General features: G+C 73.6%; 11 protein-coding genes. 5 read left to right on the top strand and 6 right to left on the bottom strand.

What is annotated here, in order from left to right; genetic code table 11:
- Positions 1-99: 99 nt before the first annotated feature.
- Positions 100-834 (top strand): class I SAM-dependent methyltransferase, encoded by a 735-nt coding sequence (locus AB0M29_RS39400; RefSeq protein WP_365391628.1) that lies wholly within the window; start codon positions 100-102, stop codon positions 832-834.
- A gap of 67 nt (positions 835-901) precedes the next feature.
- Here the strand turns inward: AB0M29_RS39400 and AB0M29_RS39395 are convergent, their stop codons facing one another.
- Positions 902-2395 (bottom strand): PHB depolymerase family esterase, encoded by a 1494-nt coding sequence (locus tag AB0M29_RS39395; RefSeq protein WP_365391627.1) that lies wholly within the window; start codon positions 2393-2395, stop codon positions 902-904.
- Between the two features lie 146 nt (positions 2396-2541).
- Here AB0M29_RS39395 and AB0M29_RS39390 point away from each other — a divergent pair, with 146 nt between their 5' ends.
- From AB0M29_RS39390 to AB0M29_RS39380, 3 genes are all read left to right on the top strand, one after another.
- Entirely contained in the window at positions 2542-3369 is an 828-nt protein-coding gene (locus AB0M29_RS39390; RefSeq protein ID WP_365391626.1) for a 3-hydroxybutyrate dehydrogenase, read from the top strand.
- Between the two features lie 85 nt (positions 3370-3454).
- The gene (locus AB0M29_RS39385; RefSeq protein WP_365391625.1) at positions 3455-4918 is read left to right on the top strand and encodes an MFS transporter; all 1464 of its coding nucleotides are present in this window, start codon (positions 3455-3457) and stop codon (positions 4916-4918) included.
- 156 nt (positions 4919-5074) lie between these two features.
- Complete coding sequence (locus AB0M29_RS39380; protein WP_365391624.1) at positions 5075-7024, top strand: GAF domain-containing protein; 1950 nt, start codon at positions 5075-5077, stop codon at positions 7022-7024.
- A 43-nt stretch (positions 7025-7067) separates the two neighbouring features.
- Here the strand turns inward: AB0M29_RS39380 and AB0M29_RS39375 are convergent, their stop codons facing one another.
- From AB0M29_RS39375 to AB0M29_RS39355, 5 genes are read right to left on the bottom strand one after another with little or no spacing between them, the layout of a single operon-like run.
- Positions 7068-8159 carry a branched-chain amino acid ABC transporter permease gene (locus tag AB0M29_RS39375; RefSeq protein WP_365391623.1) on the bottom strand — a complete coding sequence of 364 codons (1092 nt, stop codon included), beginning with the start codon at positions 8157-8159 and terminating at the stop codon, positions 7068-7070.
- Positions 8156-9043 carry a branched-chain amino acid ABC transporter permease gene (locus AB0M29_RS39370; protein ID WP_365391622.1) on the bottom strand — a complete coding sequence of 296 codons (888 nt, stop codon included), beginning with the start codon at positions 9041-9043 and terminating at the stop codon, positions 8156-8158. Before AB0M29_RS39370 ends, AB0M29_RS39375 begins: the two co-directional genes overlap by 4 nt.
- Complete coding sequence (locus AB0M29_RS39365) at positions 9043-9939, bottom strand: ABC transporter ATP-binding protein (RefSeq protein ID WP_365391621.1); 897 nt, start codon at positions 9937-9939, stop codon at positions 9043-9045. Before AB0M29_RS39365 ends, AB0M29_RS39370 begins: the two co-directional genes overlap by 1 nt.
- Positions 9936-10679 carry an ABC transporter ATP-binding protein gene (locus AB0M29_RS39360; protein ID WP_365391620.1) on the bottom strand — a complete coding sequence of 248 codons (744 nt, stop codon included), beginning with the start codon at positions 10677-10679 and terminating at the stop codon, positions 9936-9938. Before AB0M29_RS39360 ends, AB0M29_RS39365 begins: the two co-directional genes overlap by 4 nt.
- A gap of 3 nt (positions 10680-10682) precedes the next feature.
- Positions 10683-11912: a substrate-binding domain-containing protein gene (locus AB0M29_RS39355; RefSeq protein WP_365391619.1), complete on the bottom strand. Its 1230-nt coding sequence runs from the start codon at positions 11910-11912 to the stop codon at positions 10683-10685.
- Positions 11913-12138: 226 nt separating this feature from the next.
- On the opposite strand from AB0M29_RS39355, the gene AB0M29_RS39350 reads away from it, so the two are divergent.
- Positions 12139-13560: a 3-oxoacid CoA-transferase gene (locus tag AB0M29_RS39350; RefSeq protein ID WP_365391618.1), complete on the top strand. Its 1422-nt coding sequence runs from the start codon at positions 12139-12141 to the stop codon at positions 13558-13560.
- Positions 13561-13609: the final 49 nt, after the last annotated feature.

Here is a 13609-nt window from a genome sequence, read left to right as displayed (position 1 = left end):
GTGCTGTCATCCACCCCGCCGCCGCACCGCGGCTCCTCGCCCCCTAGGGCCTGCCCGCCTGTCGCACCCGGGCAGGCCCTAGGCCGTACCCTTGGCCCGGTGTTCTCCGACCAGGGGCCGACCTTCCGTGAGCTGACCGTGCAGGCGCTCTCCTCCATCGACCGGGGCTACGACCTGCTGGCGCCCAAGTTCGACCACACGCCCTTCCGTACCCCCGACCGCTTCCTCGACGCGGTCGCGGCGGCGCTCGCACCGCTGGGCCCGTTCGACCGGGGACTCGACGTCTGCTGCGGTACGGGCGCGGGGGTACGGGCGCTGCGGCCGCTGTGCCGGGAGCGGATCACCGGTGTCGACTTCAGCGCCGGCATGCTGGCCGCCGCCCGTGAGGCGCACGGCGACACCCCCGGTGCGGACGGTCCCGGCCTGGAGTGGGTACGGGCCGATGTGCGCGCGCTGCCCTTCACCCGTACCTTCGATCTCGCCGTGAGCTTCGGCGCGTTCGGGCACTTCCTGCCCGCGGAGCGCCCCGGCCTCTTCGCCGAGGTCCACCGCTCGCTGCGCCCCGGCGGCCTCTTCGCCTTCCCGGTCGGCGCCCCGCCGCCGGTCGGCTCCGCCCTCTACTGGGCGCTGCTCGGCTTCGACGCCGGGATGCGGGTCCGCAACATGGTGTGGCGCCCGCCGTTCGTCATGTACTACCGCACCTTCCCGCTGCACGGCGTCCGCGAGGACCTGGCGCGTGCGGGGTTCACGGTCAGCCATGTCCCGCTGGACGAGTTCGGCCGCCGCCCCGACGGCTCCCCCCGCTGCCGCCTGGTGCTGGCCCGCAGGGTGTGACGGCCCGGCGCGGCGGAGCCCGCGGGAACCGCCGGGTGCGACGGTCCCCGCGGACGGGCTGTCAGGCTCAGGCGGCGCAGCCCGAGTCGGCGATCACGTAGTAGCCGTCGGAAGTCTCCTTGAGGGTGTGGGTGACGAAGACGTTCCACAGGCCCATGTTCTGGTTTGAGCCGTTGGCGTAGACGGTGCCGCTGGTCTGGTGGGCGCGGCCCGCCGCGACCTGGTTGTAGTTGTTGTCGGTGAAGCACTTCGGTGTGCCGCCGCCGCTGCCCGTGGTGGTCGCGGTGACGGGGGCGGACGAGGCGCCGGTCGTGCCGGAGGAGTCGACGGCGGCGACGGTGTAGGTGTAGGCGGTTCCGGCGGTCAGACCGGTGTCGGTGTAGGAGGCGGAGGTGGTGGAACCGACGCGGGTGCCGCCCCGGTAGACGGTGTAGGAGGCCGCGCCGCTCACCGCGGTCCAGCTCAGGGCGGCGGTGGTGTCGGTCGTGCCGGTCACGCGCAGCCCCGCGGGGGCGGGCAGCGTCCCGGTGCCACCGCCCGGGTTGGAGCCGTCGAGACCCCAGAAGCGCGCGGTGTAGTACGACGAGCAGATCGTGTCCAGGAAGTACGCGCCGGTCGCGCCGCACTGCTCGGTCGCCGAGCCGGGGTCGACGGCGAGGCCGTGGCCCATGCCGGAGATCGAGTACAGCTCGACCGCGGGCTTGCCGGTGGCGTCGTTGTAGGTGGTGAGAGTGGTGCCGCCGGGCAGCGACTGGGTGCCCGACGGGGTCTGGCTGATACCCCAGACGTTCGTCCACTGGTCGCGCAGCTCGGTGCCGTTGGCCGGGACGACGGTGTAGTCGGAGGTGCCCTGCCAGATGGCGACCCGCGGCCACGGCCCGTTGTACCCGGGGTCGGAGGAACGGACCTTGTCGCCCCACTGGGCCGGGGTGTCGCTGACCGGGCTGTACTGGCACGACGACGCCTGGGACTGGGTGGTGGCGCACTGCGACGGCAGCCCGGAGTCGACCGAGCCGCCCGCGAAGACGTCCGGGTAGTCGGCGAGCAGATCGGCGGTCATACCGCCGCCCGCCGACAGCCCGGTGACGTAGACCCGGTGGCTGTCGGAGCCGTACTGCGAGACGGCCTTGCCGACCATCGACACCACGGACGCCGCCTCGCCCTTGCCGCGGGTGTCCTTGGTGGAGTCGAACCAGCTGAAGCAGGACAGCGAGTTGTTGGCGGAGCTGGTCTGCGGGAAGACCAGCGCGAAGCCCCACATGTCGGCGTACTTCTGCCAGCCGGAGTCCGCGAAGTAGTCGCTCGCGGTCTGCGTGCAGCCGTGCAGGGCCACGACCACGGGCGCGCCCGCCGGGAGGTTCGCCGGGGCGTACTCGTACATCGCCAGGTTGCCGGGGTTGGAGCCGAAGGACGTCACCTGGGTGAGACCGGCCGCGGCGGCCGGGACGGCGGTGGCGACCGTGGCGACCGCGGTCAGGCACGCGGCGAGCAGGGCGAGGACACCGAGCAGGGCGGCCGTCGCGGCGCGGGGGGCGGATCTGCGGGCGGAGTTGGGGGGCATGTGCGGCTCCTGGTGGTGAGGGGGGTTGCTGGACCGTAGAACCGCGGCGGTCCGGCGCGACATGGGTGCGGCCGCCATCCCCGGCCGGGGAAGTATGGTCACCGGCCACGTGTGCGCGCTCTCACTTCGTTTCTAGCGTGGCCGTCATGGAGAGCACTCAGAGTCCCGGCAGCGGTGCGGCAGGCACCGCGGGTCCGGCAGCGGGCGCCGCCCCCGGCGAGCCCGGCGCGCGGTTCCTGGCCGGGCGGACCGCCCTGGTCACCGGCGCCGCCAGCGGAATCGGACGGGCCTGCGCGGTGGCCCTCGCCGAGGCGGGCGCCGACGTCTACGTGGTCGACATCGCCGCGGCGGCCGCCAAGGAGGTGGCAGCGGAGATCGGCGGCACCCTGTGCCTGGCCGACCTCTCCGATCCGGCCGCCGCCGACGCGCTGCCCGACGACGCCGACATCGTGGTCAACAACGCGGGGCTGCAGCACGTCGCGCCCCTCCACGAGTTCCCGCCGGAGCGCTTCACGCTGATCCAGCGGGTCATGGTCGAGGCGCCGTTCCGCATCCTGCGCAGGAACCTGCCGCACATGTACGACCGCGGCTGGGGCCGGATCGTCAACATCTCGTCCGTCCACGGCCTGCGGGCCAGCCCGTACAAGTCCGCCTACGTGGTCGCCAAGCACGCCCTGGAAGGGCTCAGCAAGACGGTCGCCCTCGAAGGCGCCGCGCACGGCGTGACCAGCAACTGCGTCAGCCCCGGCTATGTCCGCACCCCGCTGGTCGAGGACCAGATCGCCCAGCAGGCCCTGGCCCACGGCATTCCCGAGGCGGATGTCGTCGCGCGGGTGATGCTGGCGCGCACCGCGATCAAGCGGCTCATCGAGCCGGAGGAGGTCGCCGCGGCCACCCTGTGGCTCTGCTCCCCGCACACCGGCTACATCACCGGGACCTCCCTCCCGATGGACGGCGGCTGGACCGCCCACTGACGGCGTCCGTCCCCCCCCGCTCCCGTCCCCCGCTCCCGTCCCCCCTTCTCGCTCCCGCCCCGCCCGCTCCCAGAACGGTGATCCCATGTCCAGCGCTCACACCGGCGTGACCGCCCCGCCCCGCCCCACCAGCCCGGCCGCCCTGCGCCGCGTCGTCGCCGCCAGCCTGATCGGCACCACCGTCGAGTGGTACGACTACTTCCTGTACGGCTCGGCCGCCGCGCTGGTCTTCGGCAAGGTGTTCTTCCCGCACTCCGACCCGCTGACCGGCACCCTGCTGTCCTTCCTCACCTACGCCATCGGCTTCGCCGCCCGCCCCATCGGCGCGCTGGTCTTCGGCCACTTCGGCGACCGGATCGGCCGCAAGAAGCTGCTGGTGCTCAGCCTGCTGATGATGGGCGGCGCGACGACGCTGATCGGCTGCGTCCCGAGCTACGACAGCATCGGTGTGGCCGCCCCCGTACTGCTCACCACGCTCCGCGTCATCCAGGGCTTCGCGCTCGGCGGCGAGTGGGGTGGCGCGGTGCTGCTGGTGTCCGAGCACGGCGACGCGAAACGGCGCGGGTTCTGGGCCTCCTGGCCGCAGGGCGGCGCCCCGGCGGGCAATCTGATCGCGGTCGGCGTCCTGTCACTGATGACCACCCTGCAGAGCGACGCGACCTTCACCGCCTGGGGCTGGCGCGTCCCGTTCCTGTTCTCCGCCGTACTGGTCGGCATCGGCCTGTGGATCCGGCTGTCGGTCGACGAGTCCCCGCTGTTCAAGGACGCGCTGGCCAAGGCGGAGCAGCGCAAGGCGGCCGACGACCAGCAGGCGGCGGCGCGGGCCGGCGAGCGGCTGGCGGGGCCGCGCGGGCTGGTCGACCGGATGCCGGGCCTGGCCGTGCTGCGCGACCACTGGCGTGACGTGCTGGTCGCCATGGGCGCGCGGATGGCGGAGAACATCTCGTACTACGTGATCACCACCTTCGTCCTCGCCTACTGCGTCGACCACCTGGGCCTCGGCAAGCAGACCGCGCTGAACGCCGTCCTCATCGGCTCCGGTGTGCAGTTCTGCCTGATCCCGCTGTTCGGCGCGCTCTCCGACCGGGTCGGGCGCAAGCCGGTCTACCTCGTCGGCGCGGTCGGCACCGGCATCTGGGCCTGGGCGTTCTTCGGCCTGCTGAACACGAAGTCGTTCCCCGAACTGGTCCTGGCCGTCACCGTCGGGCTGATCTTCCACAGCGCGATGTACGCCCCGCAGGCGGCGTTCTTCTCCGAGCTGTTCGCGACCCGGATGCGCTACTCCGGCGCGTCGATCGGCGCCCAGTTCGCCTCCGTCGCCGCGGGCGCCCCCGCACCGCTGATCGCGGTGGCACTGCTCAAGTCGTACGGCGACTCGACGCCGATCTCGCTGTACGTGACGCTCGCGGCGGTCGTCACCGTGGTGGCGCTGCTCTTCGCCCGGGAGACCCGGGGCCGCGACCTGGCGGATGTCACCGGGGAGAGCGGCGAAGCGGCGGCCGGATCGGTAGGGTCGGCGTCCGCGGAGACCGTCTCCACGTCGGCCTGACGGGAGGCGCGGCACCGCGAAGCCGAGAAGACCGCGAAGCCGAGAAGTCCGTGAGGGGGCCGCCGCACCGGCGGCCCCCTCACAGCGCCGTTTTCCGTACCCTGCTCTGACTGTCCTCGTCCTGTCCCTCCTGTCCCTCCGGCATGGTGGCCGCTCATGCAAGAAGACCCCGCACCCATCGCCCCGTACATGCGCAGGCTGCTCGAACTCATCGCCCGGGACGCACCCGCGGAGGAGTTCGGCGCGGTCGCCGCGCAGGCCCGGATCAACGGCGCCGGGGCGTCCGACCTCTCGGAGCTGGAGGCCGCCACCGGTACGGCGCTGCGGGTGCGCCGGGTGCTGCGGCAGCACCGGCGGCGGGAGACGGAACTGGCCGCGCTGTTCGACACCGCGTCCGACCTCGCCGCGCTCCGCGACCTCGACGCGGTGCTCCAGTCGATCGTCCGCCGGGCCAGGATGCTGCTCGGCACCGACACCGCCTATCTGACGCTGCGGGACGAGGACGCGGGCGACACCTACATGCGGGTCACCGACGGCTCGGTCTCGCCGCTCTTCCAGAACCTCCGGCTCAGCTACGGCGACGGCCTCGGCGGTCTGGTCGCGCAGACCTGCCGCCCGTACGCGACGCCCGACTACCGCACCGACGAGCGGTTCCGGCACACCGGGGTGATCGACGAGGGCGTCCTCGACGAGGGCCTGGTCGGCATCCTCGGGGTGCCGCTGCTGCTCGGCGGCGGCTCAGGGTCCAGCGGCGGGAAGCAGGACGGTGACGTGATCGGGGTGCTCTTCGCCGCCGACCGCACCCCGCGGCCCTTCACACCCGACGAGGTCGCGCTGCTGTGCTCGCTGGCCGCGCACGCCGCCATCGCCATCGACACCGCCCGGGCCATCACCGGGCTCGCGCAGGCGAACGACGTCATCCAGGCGCACGCCGCCGCGATGCAGCGCGCCGAAGAGGCCCACGACCGGCTCACCGACCTGGTGCTGCGCGGCGGCGACCTGACCGAGGTGGCCGCCGCGGTCGCCGGGCTGCTCGACGCCGACCTCACCATCCACGACCCCGACGGCCGCCCGCTGGCCGCCGTCGGCCGCCTCGGCGGCGCCTTCGAGGGCCGGGTGCCCGAGCCCGCCGTGCTGGTCGGGCACGCCGCCGCCTCGCACGCCGCGGCGCGCGCGGTCTTCCGCGACGGCCGCTGGACCTGCGCGGTCCTGGCCGGGCAGGAACTCCTGGGCAGCCTCGTGCTCTACGGGCGCGACCGGCTCGACGACTCCGACCGCCGGCTCTTCGAACGCGCCGGAGTCGTCACCGCGCTTCTGCTGCTGCTCAGCCGCTCGGTGGCCGAGGCCGAGAACCGGGTGCGCGGCGAGCTGATCACCGACCTGCTCACCGCACCAGGGCGCGACCCCGGCGGGCTCGTCGTCCGCGGCCGCCGCCTCGGCATCGACCTCGACCGGCCGTGCCTGGTGCTGGTGGCGCAGGCCCCGCCCGAGGTCCACGACAAGCTGGCGGGCGCGGCCGTGCAGTACCTCTTCGGCGGCCACGGCATCAGCGCCGAGCAGTCGGGCACCGTCGTCCTGCTGCTGCCGCACGACGGAACCCTGCCGGGGGAGGCCGCGAGGACCGCCGTCGGCCAGCTCACCCCCGTGGTCGGCGCGCCGGTCACCGTCGCCGCCGGGGGACCGGCCGCCGGACCGCGGGCACTTGCCGACGCGCACGCCGAGGCGGTGCGCTGCCTGCGCGCTCTCCAGTCCCTGGGCAGGATCGGGGACGGCGCCAGCGCGGTCGAACTCGGCTTCCTCGGCGTGCTGTTGGGCAACGAGCGGGACGTCGACTCCTTCGTCACCGCCACCCTCGGCCCGCTGCTGGAGTACGACGCCCGCCGCGGCACCGAACTGGTCCGCACCCTCGGCGCGTACTTCGCCTGCGGCGGCACCCTGACCCGTACCAAGGACGAACTCCACCTGCACGTCAACACGGTGGTGCAGCGCCTGGACCGTATCCAGGCGCTGCTCGGCGCCGACTGGAACTCCCCGGAGCGCGCCCTGGAACTCCAACTCGCGCTCCGCCTGCACCTGTTGTCGGGCACGGGCGAGAACATCGGCTAGGCCCGACGGGACCGGGCGCCCGGAGGCCGGGCGCCCCGGTGCGTCAGGGGCGGCGCAGCCCGCGCAGCCGCTCCGGCAGCCGGACGACACCGCCGGGCAGCACGTAGACCACCACGACGAACAACGTGCCCAGCAGGAACAGCGGTTGGGAGAGCGGAATCCGCAAGGCGGAGGGGAGTCCGGCGACCGAGCCGGACCCGGCGAGGTCGCCGAGCCGGTGATCCGCCCAGGTGTAGAGGACACCGCCGATCAGCGGGCCCCAGCGGGAACCGGAGCCGCCGAGCACCACCATCACCAGCAGCGACAGGGTGAAGTCGGACGTGGTGGTCTGCGGGGTCGCGCCGCCGGTCAGCAGCAGATGGACGACGCCGCCGACCGCGGCCAGCGCCCCGGCCAGCACGAAGGCCGCCAGCTTGAAGCCGTACGGCCGCAGGCCCAGCACCTCCACCCGCCGCTCGTTCTCCTTGATGCCCTCCCACACCCGGCCGGTGGGGGAGCGCACCGCCCACTGCACGGCCGCCACGGTGACCACGAGGTAGGCCAGCGCCACCCAGTAGAGGTTGACGGTGTGGTCGATGCCGACCAGCGATCCTGGCAGCCGCCCCGCGGGGACCGCCCGCCCCTCCTCGCCGCCGGTGACACCGCCGGGATCGCGCTCCACCAGGATCGAGCCCGCCTGCGCGAAGGCCAGCGTCACCATGGAGAACGCGATCCCGCTCACCCGCAGCGCGACCGCGCCGAGCAGCGCCGAGAGCGCGATCCCGCAGAGCACCCCGAGCAGCGCGGAGACACCGAACGGCAGACCCGCCTCGATCATCAGGGTGTTGGTGGCGTACGTGCCCGCCGCGAAGTACAGCGCGTGGCCGAACGAGAGCAGTCCCGTACGGCCGAGCAGCAGGTCGTAGCCGGTGGCCAACGCGCCGAACACCAGGCACAGCGCGAGGAGTTGGAGGCTGCCCGCGCTGCCGATCGGCCCGTCGAGCAGCCCCGGCAGCGGCAGCGAGCTGTACGGCGCCGCGACCAGGGCCGCGAGCGCCGCGGCGGGCCACCAGCGGGCGATCCGGCGTACCTGGCCGGACGCCGCGGGCGGGGCCGCCGCGGGGGCCGCCTCGCGGGTGGGGGTGGCGGTGGTCATGCGAGCCTCCCGGTGAGCCCGCGCGGCCGGAGCAGCAGCAGCGCGGCGAGCAGGACGACGACCGCGAGGTCGCCCAGTCCCGACGTGGTGTAGTAGTTGGCGAACTGCTGGACGAGCCCCACCCCGACGGCCGCCAGCGCGGCGCCCGCGACCGACCCCATACCCCCCATCACGACCACCACGAAGGCGAAGATCAGCAGCGAGGTGCCCTGGCCGGGGTCCACGGACCCGTAGTAGAGCCCGCCGAGCGCCCCGCCCAGCGCGGCCGCGGCGCCGCCGAGGGCGAAGACCAGGGTGAACGCGCGGCGTACGTCGATGCCGAGCGCGGTGACCATCGCCCGGTCCTCGACACCGGCGCGGACCACGAGGCCGTGCCGGGTGCCGCCGAGGAAGAGCCGTAGCGCCACCAGGACGACCAGCGCGGCGCCGATCAGCACCAGGCGGTTGACCGGGATCCGGGCACCCAGCAGACCGAAGGTGCCCGACAGCGCGGCGGGCCCGGGGAAGGGCCGGGCGTCGGCGCCCCAGATCGCGGACAGCAGCGCAGGAACGGCCAGGCCGACCCCGACGGTGGCGAGCACCTGCTCGCGCGGCCGGTCGTACAGCGGCCGGATCAGCGCCAGTTCGAGCAGCATCGCGGCCACCGTCCCCACGGCGGTGCCGAAGGCGACGGCCTCCACGAAGCCGAAGCCGCCGGAACCGGCGCCCGGCAGATGCCCGGAGGCGGCCCACCAGGTGGCGTACGCGCCGACCGAGAGCAGGGCGCCGTGTGCGAAGTTGAGCACGTCCATCAGACCGAAGATCAGCGAGAGGCCCGAGGCCACCAGGAAGTACAGGGCGCCCAGGCCCAGTCCGGTGACGGCGAGCAGGACGACGGTGGGCATCAGTCGTCCCCCTCTCCGGGCGCGGGGACAGCGCTCTGCGGCGCGGCGGCGTCGTCCGGCGGCATGGTCGGTCCTTTCGCGGCCGACGTGGCGGCCGTCGCTGTCGTTCCTGAAGTGGCGGGGGGCGCCGACGCGGTGGCGGCGGCCGTCGGCTCCGTGTGGCGGGCCACGCCCAGCAGACGCCGGGCCGCGTCCGTGTCACCGAGCAGTTCCGCGGCCGGTCCGCGGTACGCGGTACGCCCGTCGGCCAACACCACGCAGTGCTCGGCCAACCGCCGCACCACCGCCAGGTTCTGCTCCACGAGCAACACCGGCACCGCCCGCGCGGCCCGCTCCAGCACCCGCGCGACCTCCGTGACGACCCGGGGCGCCAGCCCCTTGGTGGGCTCGTCGGCGATGATCAGCCGGTTGCCGTTGAGCAGGGTGCGGGCGATGGCGACCATCTGCTGTTGGCCGCCGGAGAGGGTGCCCGCGGCCTGCCGGGCGCGCTGGCGCAGTTCGGGGAAGAGTTCGTGGACCAGCGCGTACGCGGGCTCGCCCGCGTCGCGGCGCTCGGCCAGCCGCAGGTTCTCGGCCACCGTCAGCGCCGCGAACACCCCGCGGTCCTCCGGCGCGTAGCCGATCCCGCGCCGCACCAGGGTGTGGGTGGCCAGCCGTACCGTCTCCTCACCGGCGAACCGCACACTGCCGGTACGCGGCACCAGGCCGAGCACACCGCGTACCGTGGTGGTCTTGCCCGCGCCGTTCCGGCCGAGCAGCGCGGTCACCCCGGCGGGCGCGACATCGAGGTCGACGCCGTGCAGGATGTGCCTGCCGCCGATGACCACCTTCAAGTCCCTTACCCGCAGCAGCGGTTCGGCTGCCGCTGCCGGGCGGGTGTCGTCCGTCGTCGTCACAGCGCCTCCCCGAGATACGCCTGCTGCACGGTGGGGTCGGCGGTGACGGTCTGCGGGGTGTCGAGGGCCAGCAGGGTGCCGTGGTGCATCACGGCGAGCCGGTCGGCCAGACCCAGCAGGACGTCCATGTGGTGCTCGACCATCAGCACGGTGCGGCCCTCGTCCCGGTGCAGGGACCGGATCAGCTCGGTCAGGGCGGGCACCTCCTCGGCGCTCACCCCGGCCATCGGCTCGTCCAGCAGCATCAGCCGGGGCTCGCCCACCAGCAGCACCGCCAGTTCGAGCTTGCGCTTCTCGCCGTGCGACAGCGCGCTCGCGAGCACCTCGGCGCGGTGCCCGAGCCCGGTGCGCTCCAGCACCTCCCCGACCTGGCGGGCGTACCCCGCGGCCCGCCGCCAGATCCGGTACGAGCCGCCGCCCGCCGCCTGCGCGGCGAGCCGTACATGGTCGGCCACCGTCATCCCCGGCCACAGGCTGGAGGTCTGGAAGGTGCGGCCGAGCCCGCGGCGGGCCCTGGCGGGCACGCCCTGTGCGGTGATGTCCGCGCCGTCCAGCGCGAGGGACCCCCGGGTGGCCGGCACGAGGCCGCTGATCAGGTTGAACAGGGAGGTCTTGCCGGCGCCGTTGGGACCGATGAAGGCCATGAACTCGCCCTCGCGCACGTCGAAGGAGACATCCTCGACGATGGTCGCGCCGCCGACCGACCACCCCAGGTCACGCAGCCGGAGTACGGGGGTCACCGGTCAGCCCGCCATCTGCTTCGACGGCGGCGTGACCGCGCCCATCGGCAGCCGCATCAGCAGGACGGGCTTCGCCGCCGAGCCCGTGCCGATCAGCTTCGCGGTGAACATCGGCTGCAGCAGCGCGTGGTCGACCGCCCGGATCTGCTCGTCGCCCTTCGGCCCCTGGAACGACCAGCCCTCCAGCGCCTTCACCATCAGCGAGGTGTCCTGCGCGCTGCCCGCCTCGACGGCGTGCACGATCATCAGCGCCGCGGTGAAGCCGTCCGGGCTGAACAGGTCAGGTGTGCCGCCCGCCTTGGTGATGCCGTCGAGCATCGCCTTCTCCACCGGGGTGCCCGCGGCGCCGGGGAAGTAGTGCGCCAGGAACGACACCTTGGCCCCGGCCGCGCCGAACAGCGGGTACGACGCGGTGCCCGCGAGACCGGTGACGACCTTGGTGGAGCCCACCACGCCCTGCTGGTCGAGCGCGGTCCACAGCGCGGGCGCGCTCGCGCCCGCCCAGGCCACGAAGACCAGATCGGCCTTGCGCGACTTGACCTGCTGGGCGAACGGCGTCAGGTCGGCCGCGCTCGGCGGCGCCAGCACCGCGTCGACCTTCGCGCCCTGCCCGCCCAGCACCTGCTTCACCGCGGCCACATTGGCCTGCCCGAACGCCGAGTTCTGGGTGAGCACGGTGACCTTCTTGCCGTGCGAGTCGCCCAGCAGCGAACCGGCGGTGAGGATGTCCTGGTACGACTGGCGGCCGGAGCGGAAGGTGAAGGTGTTGACGGCGGTCAGCGCGTCGGTGGCCGCGGGCCCGCTCACGTACAGCACCCTGTTCTGCGCGGCCAGCGGCGCCAGTTGCAGCGCGACACCGGAGTCGGTGGTGCCCGCGAGGATCTTCGTGCCCTTGCCGATCAGGGTCTTGGCCGCCGCCACGGCCTTCGCCGGGTCACCCGCGTCGTCCTGCTCGGTGACCTCGATCCGGTGGCCGCCCACCTTTCCGGTGTTGTGCGTGGCGTACGCCAGACCGGCGTTGAACCCCTCCAGGTACTGCTTGCCGTAGGCGGCCAGCGGGCCGCTGCGGGAGTAGACCAGGCCCACCTTGACGGCGGCCGAACCGCTGCCGTCCGACGAGGAACTTCCCGCGGTCCCCGCCGCGCTGCATCCCGCCAGCAGCACCCCCGCGGCCAGCACCGCCAGCGCGGGGAGGGATCTGCCTGTGATCGTTCTCGATGTGCTGCGACGCATGGTGACCGGCTCCCGGAGAGGTGGATTGTTGCGCAAACCGTAGAAGCGCCGCGCCCCACCGGACATGTGGGCGGCGCACGCTCCTTTCCGGCGAGCCATGGCGGCGGGAACCATGGCGGCGCCGGTCGCCGGTCGCAAAGGTGACAGGACCGGACCCCTCGGCCTCATCGCGCCGCGCGGACGGCATCCCACGGACCTCACTCACCCCCACGGGGAAGGCGGACGCATGGACAAGGTGGTGGCCTCACCCGGCCGCGCGGTGGCGGACATCCCGGACGGCGCGACGCTCGCCGTCGGCGGCTTCGGGCTGTGCGGCATCCCCTCGACGCTGATCGGCGCGCTGACCGCCGCGGGCACGACCGGGCTGCGGGTGGTCTCCAACAACTGCGGGGTCGACGACTGGGGGCTCGGCCTGCTGCTGCAGCTCGGCCGGATCGCCCGGATGACCTCGTCGTACGTCGGCGAGAACAAGGAGTTCGCCCGCCGCTACCTGGGAGGCGAGCTCGAGGTGGAGTTGACCCCGCAGGGCACTCTGGCCGAACGGCTGCGCGCCGGCGGCTCCGGCATCCCGGCGTTCTTCACCCCCGCGGGTGTGGGCACCCAGGCCGAGGAGGGCGGGCTGCCCTGGCGGTACGCGGCGGGCGGCGGCGCGGTGGCGGTGGCCTCACCGCCCAAGGAGGTACGGGAGTTCAGCGGCTCCCGCTTCGTCATGGAGGAGGCGATCACCACCGACTTCGCCCTGGTGCGCGCCGAGGTCGCCGACCGGCACGGCAACTGCTCCTTCCACGCCGCCGCCCGCAACTTCAACCCGCTGTGCGCGATGGCGGGCCGGATCACCGTGGTGGAGGCCGACCGGATCGTGGAGCCGGGCGAACTGCCCCCGGACGCCGTCCACTTGCCCGGCGTGTACGTGGACCGGGTAGTGGCCGCGGACCCGGCGGACCGCCGGATCGAGCGCCGTACGGTACGGGCGGAGACCGGAACTCCCCTGACGGGAGGCGCTGTCGGTGACAGCTCCGGGGCGGCCCGCGACCGGCTCGCCGCCCGCGCCGCCCGTGAGCTGCGCGACGGCGAGTACGTGAACCTCGGCATCGGCCTGCCGACGCTGATCCCCGGCCAACTGCCGGACGGCGTCCATGTGGTGCTGCACTCCGAGAACGGCATCCTCGGTGTCGGCCCCTACCCGGCGGCGGGCGACGAGCACCCGGACCTGATCAACGCGGGCAAGGAGACGGTCACCGTCGCGAGCGGCGCCGCCTACTTCGACTCGGCGTTCTCCTTCGGCATGGTCCGCTCCGGGCGCATCGACGTCTCGGTGCTCGGCGCCATGCAGGTCTCCGCCGCGGGCGACCTGGCCAACTGGATGATCCCCGGCAAGATGGTCAAGGGCATGGGCGGCGCGATGGACCTGGTGCACGGCGCCCGCAGGCTGATCGTCGTCATGGAGCACACCGCCCGCGACGGTTCGCCCAAGATCGTCGAGGAGCTGACCCTGCCCGCCACCGGCCGCCGGGTGGTGGACCGTATCGTCACCGACCTCGCCGTCATCGACGTGACGCCGGACGGACTGCGGCTGGTCGAGACCGCGCCCGACGTGAGCGTCGAGCAGGTACGGGCGGCGACCGGCGCCCCGCTGCTGGCGCCGTAGCGCGCCTGTCGGCCGCCGTGCTCCCCGACCCCTGTGCGGGGAGCACGGC

The sequence above is a fragment of the Streptomyces sp. NPDC051976 genome (genome assembly GCF_040680795.1).
Classification (GTDB): Bacteria; Actinomycetota; Actinomycetes; order Streptomycetales; family Streptomycetaceae; genus Actinacidiphila.
Note: the sequence above shows the minus strand (reverse complement) of the source record. Positions and strands in the feature narration are given on the sequence as shown.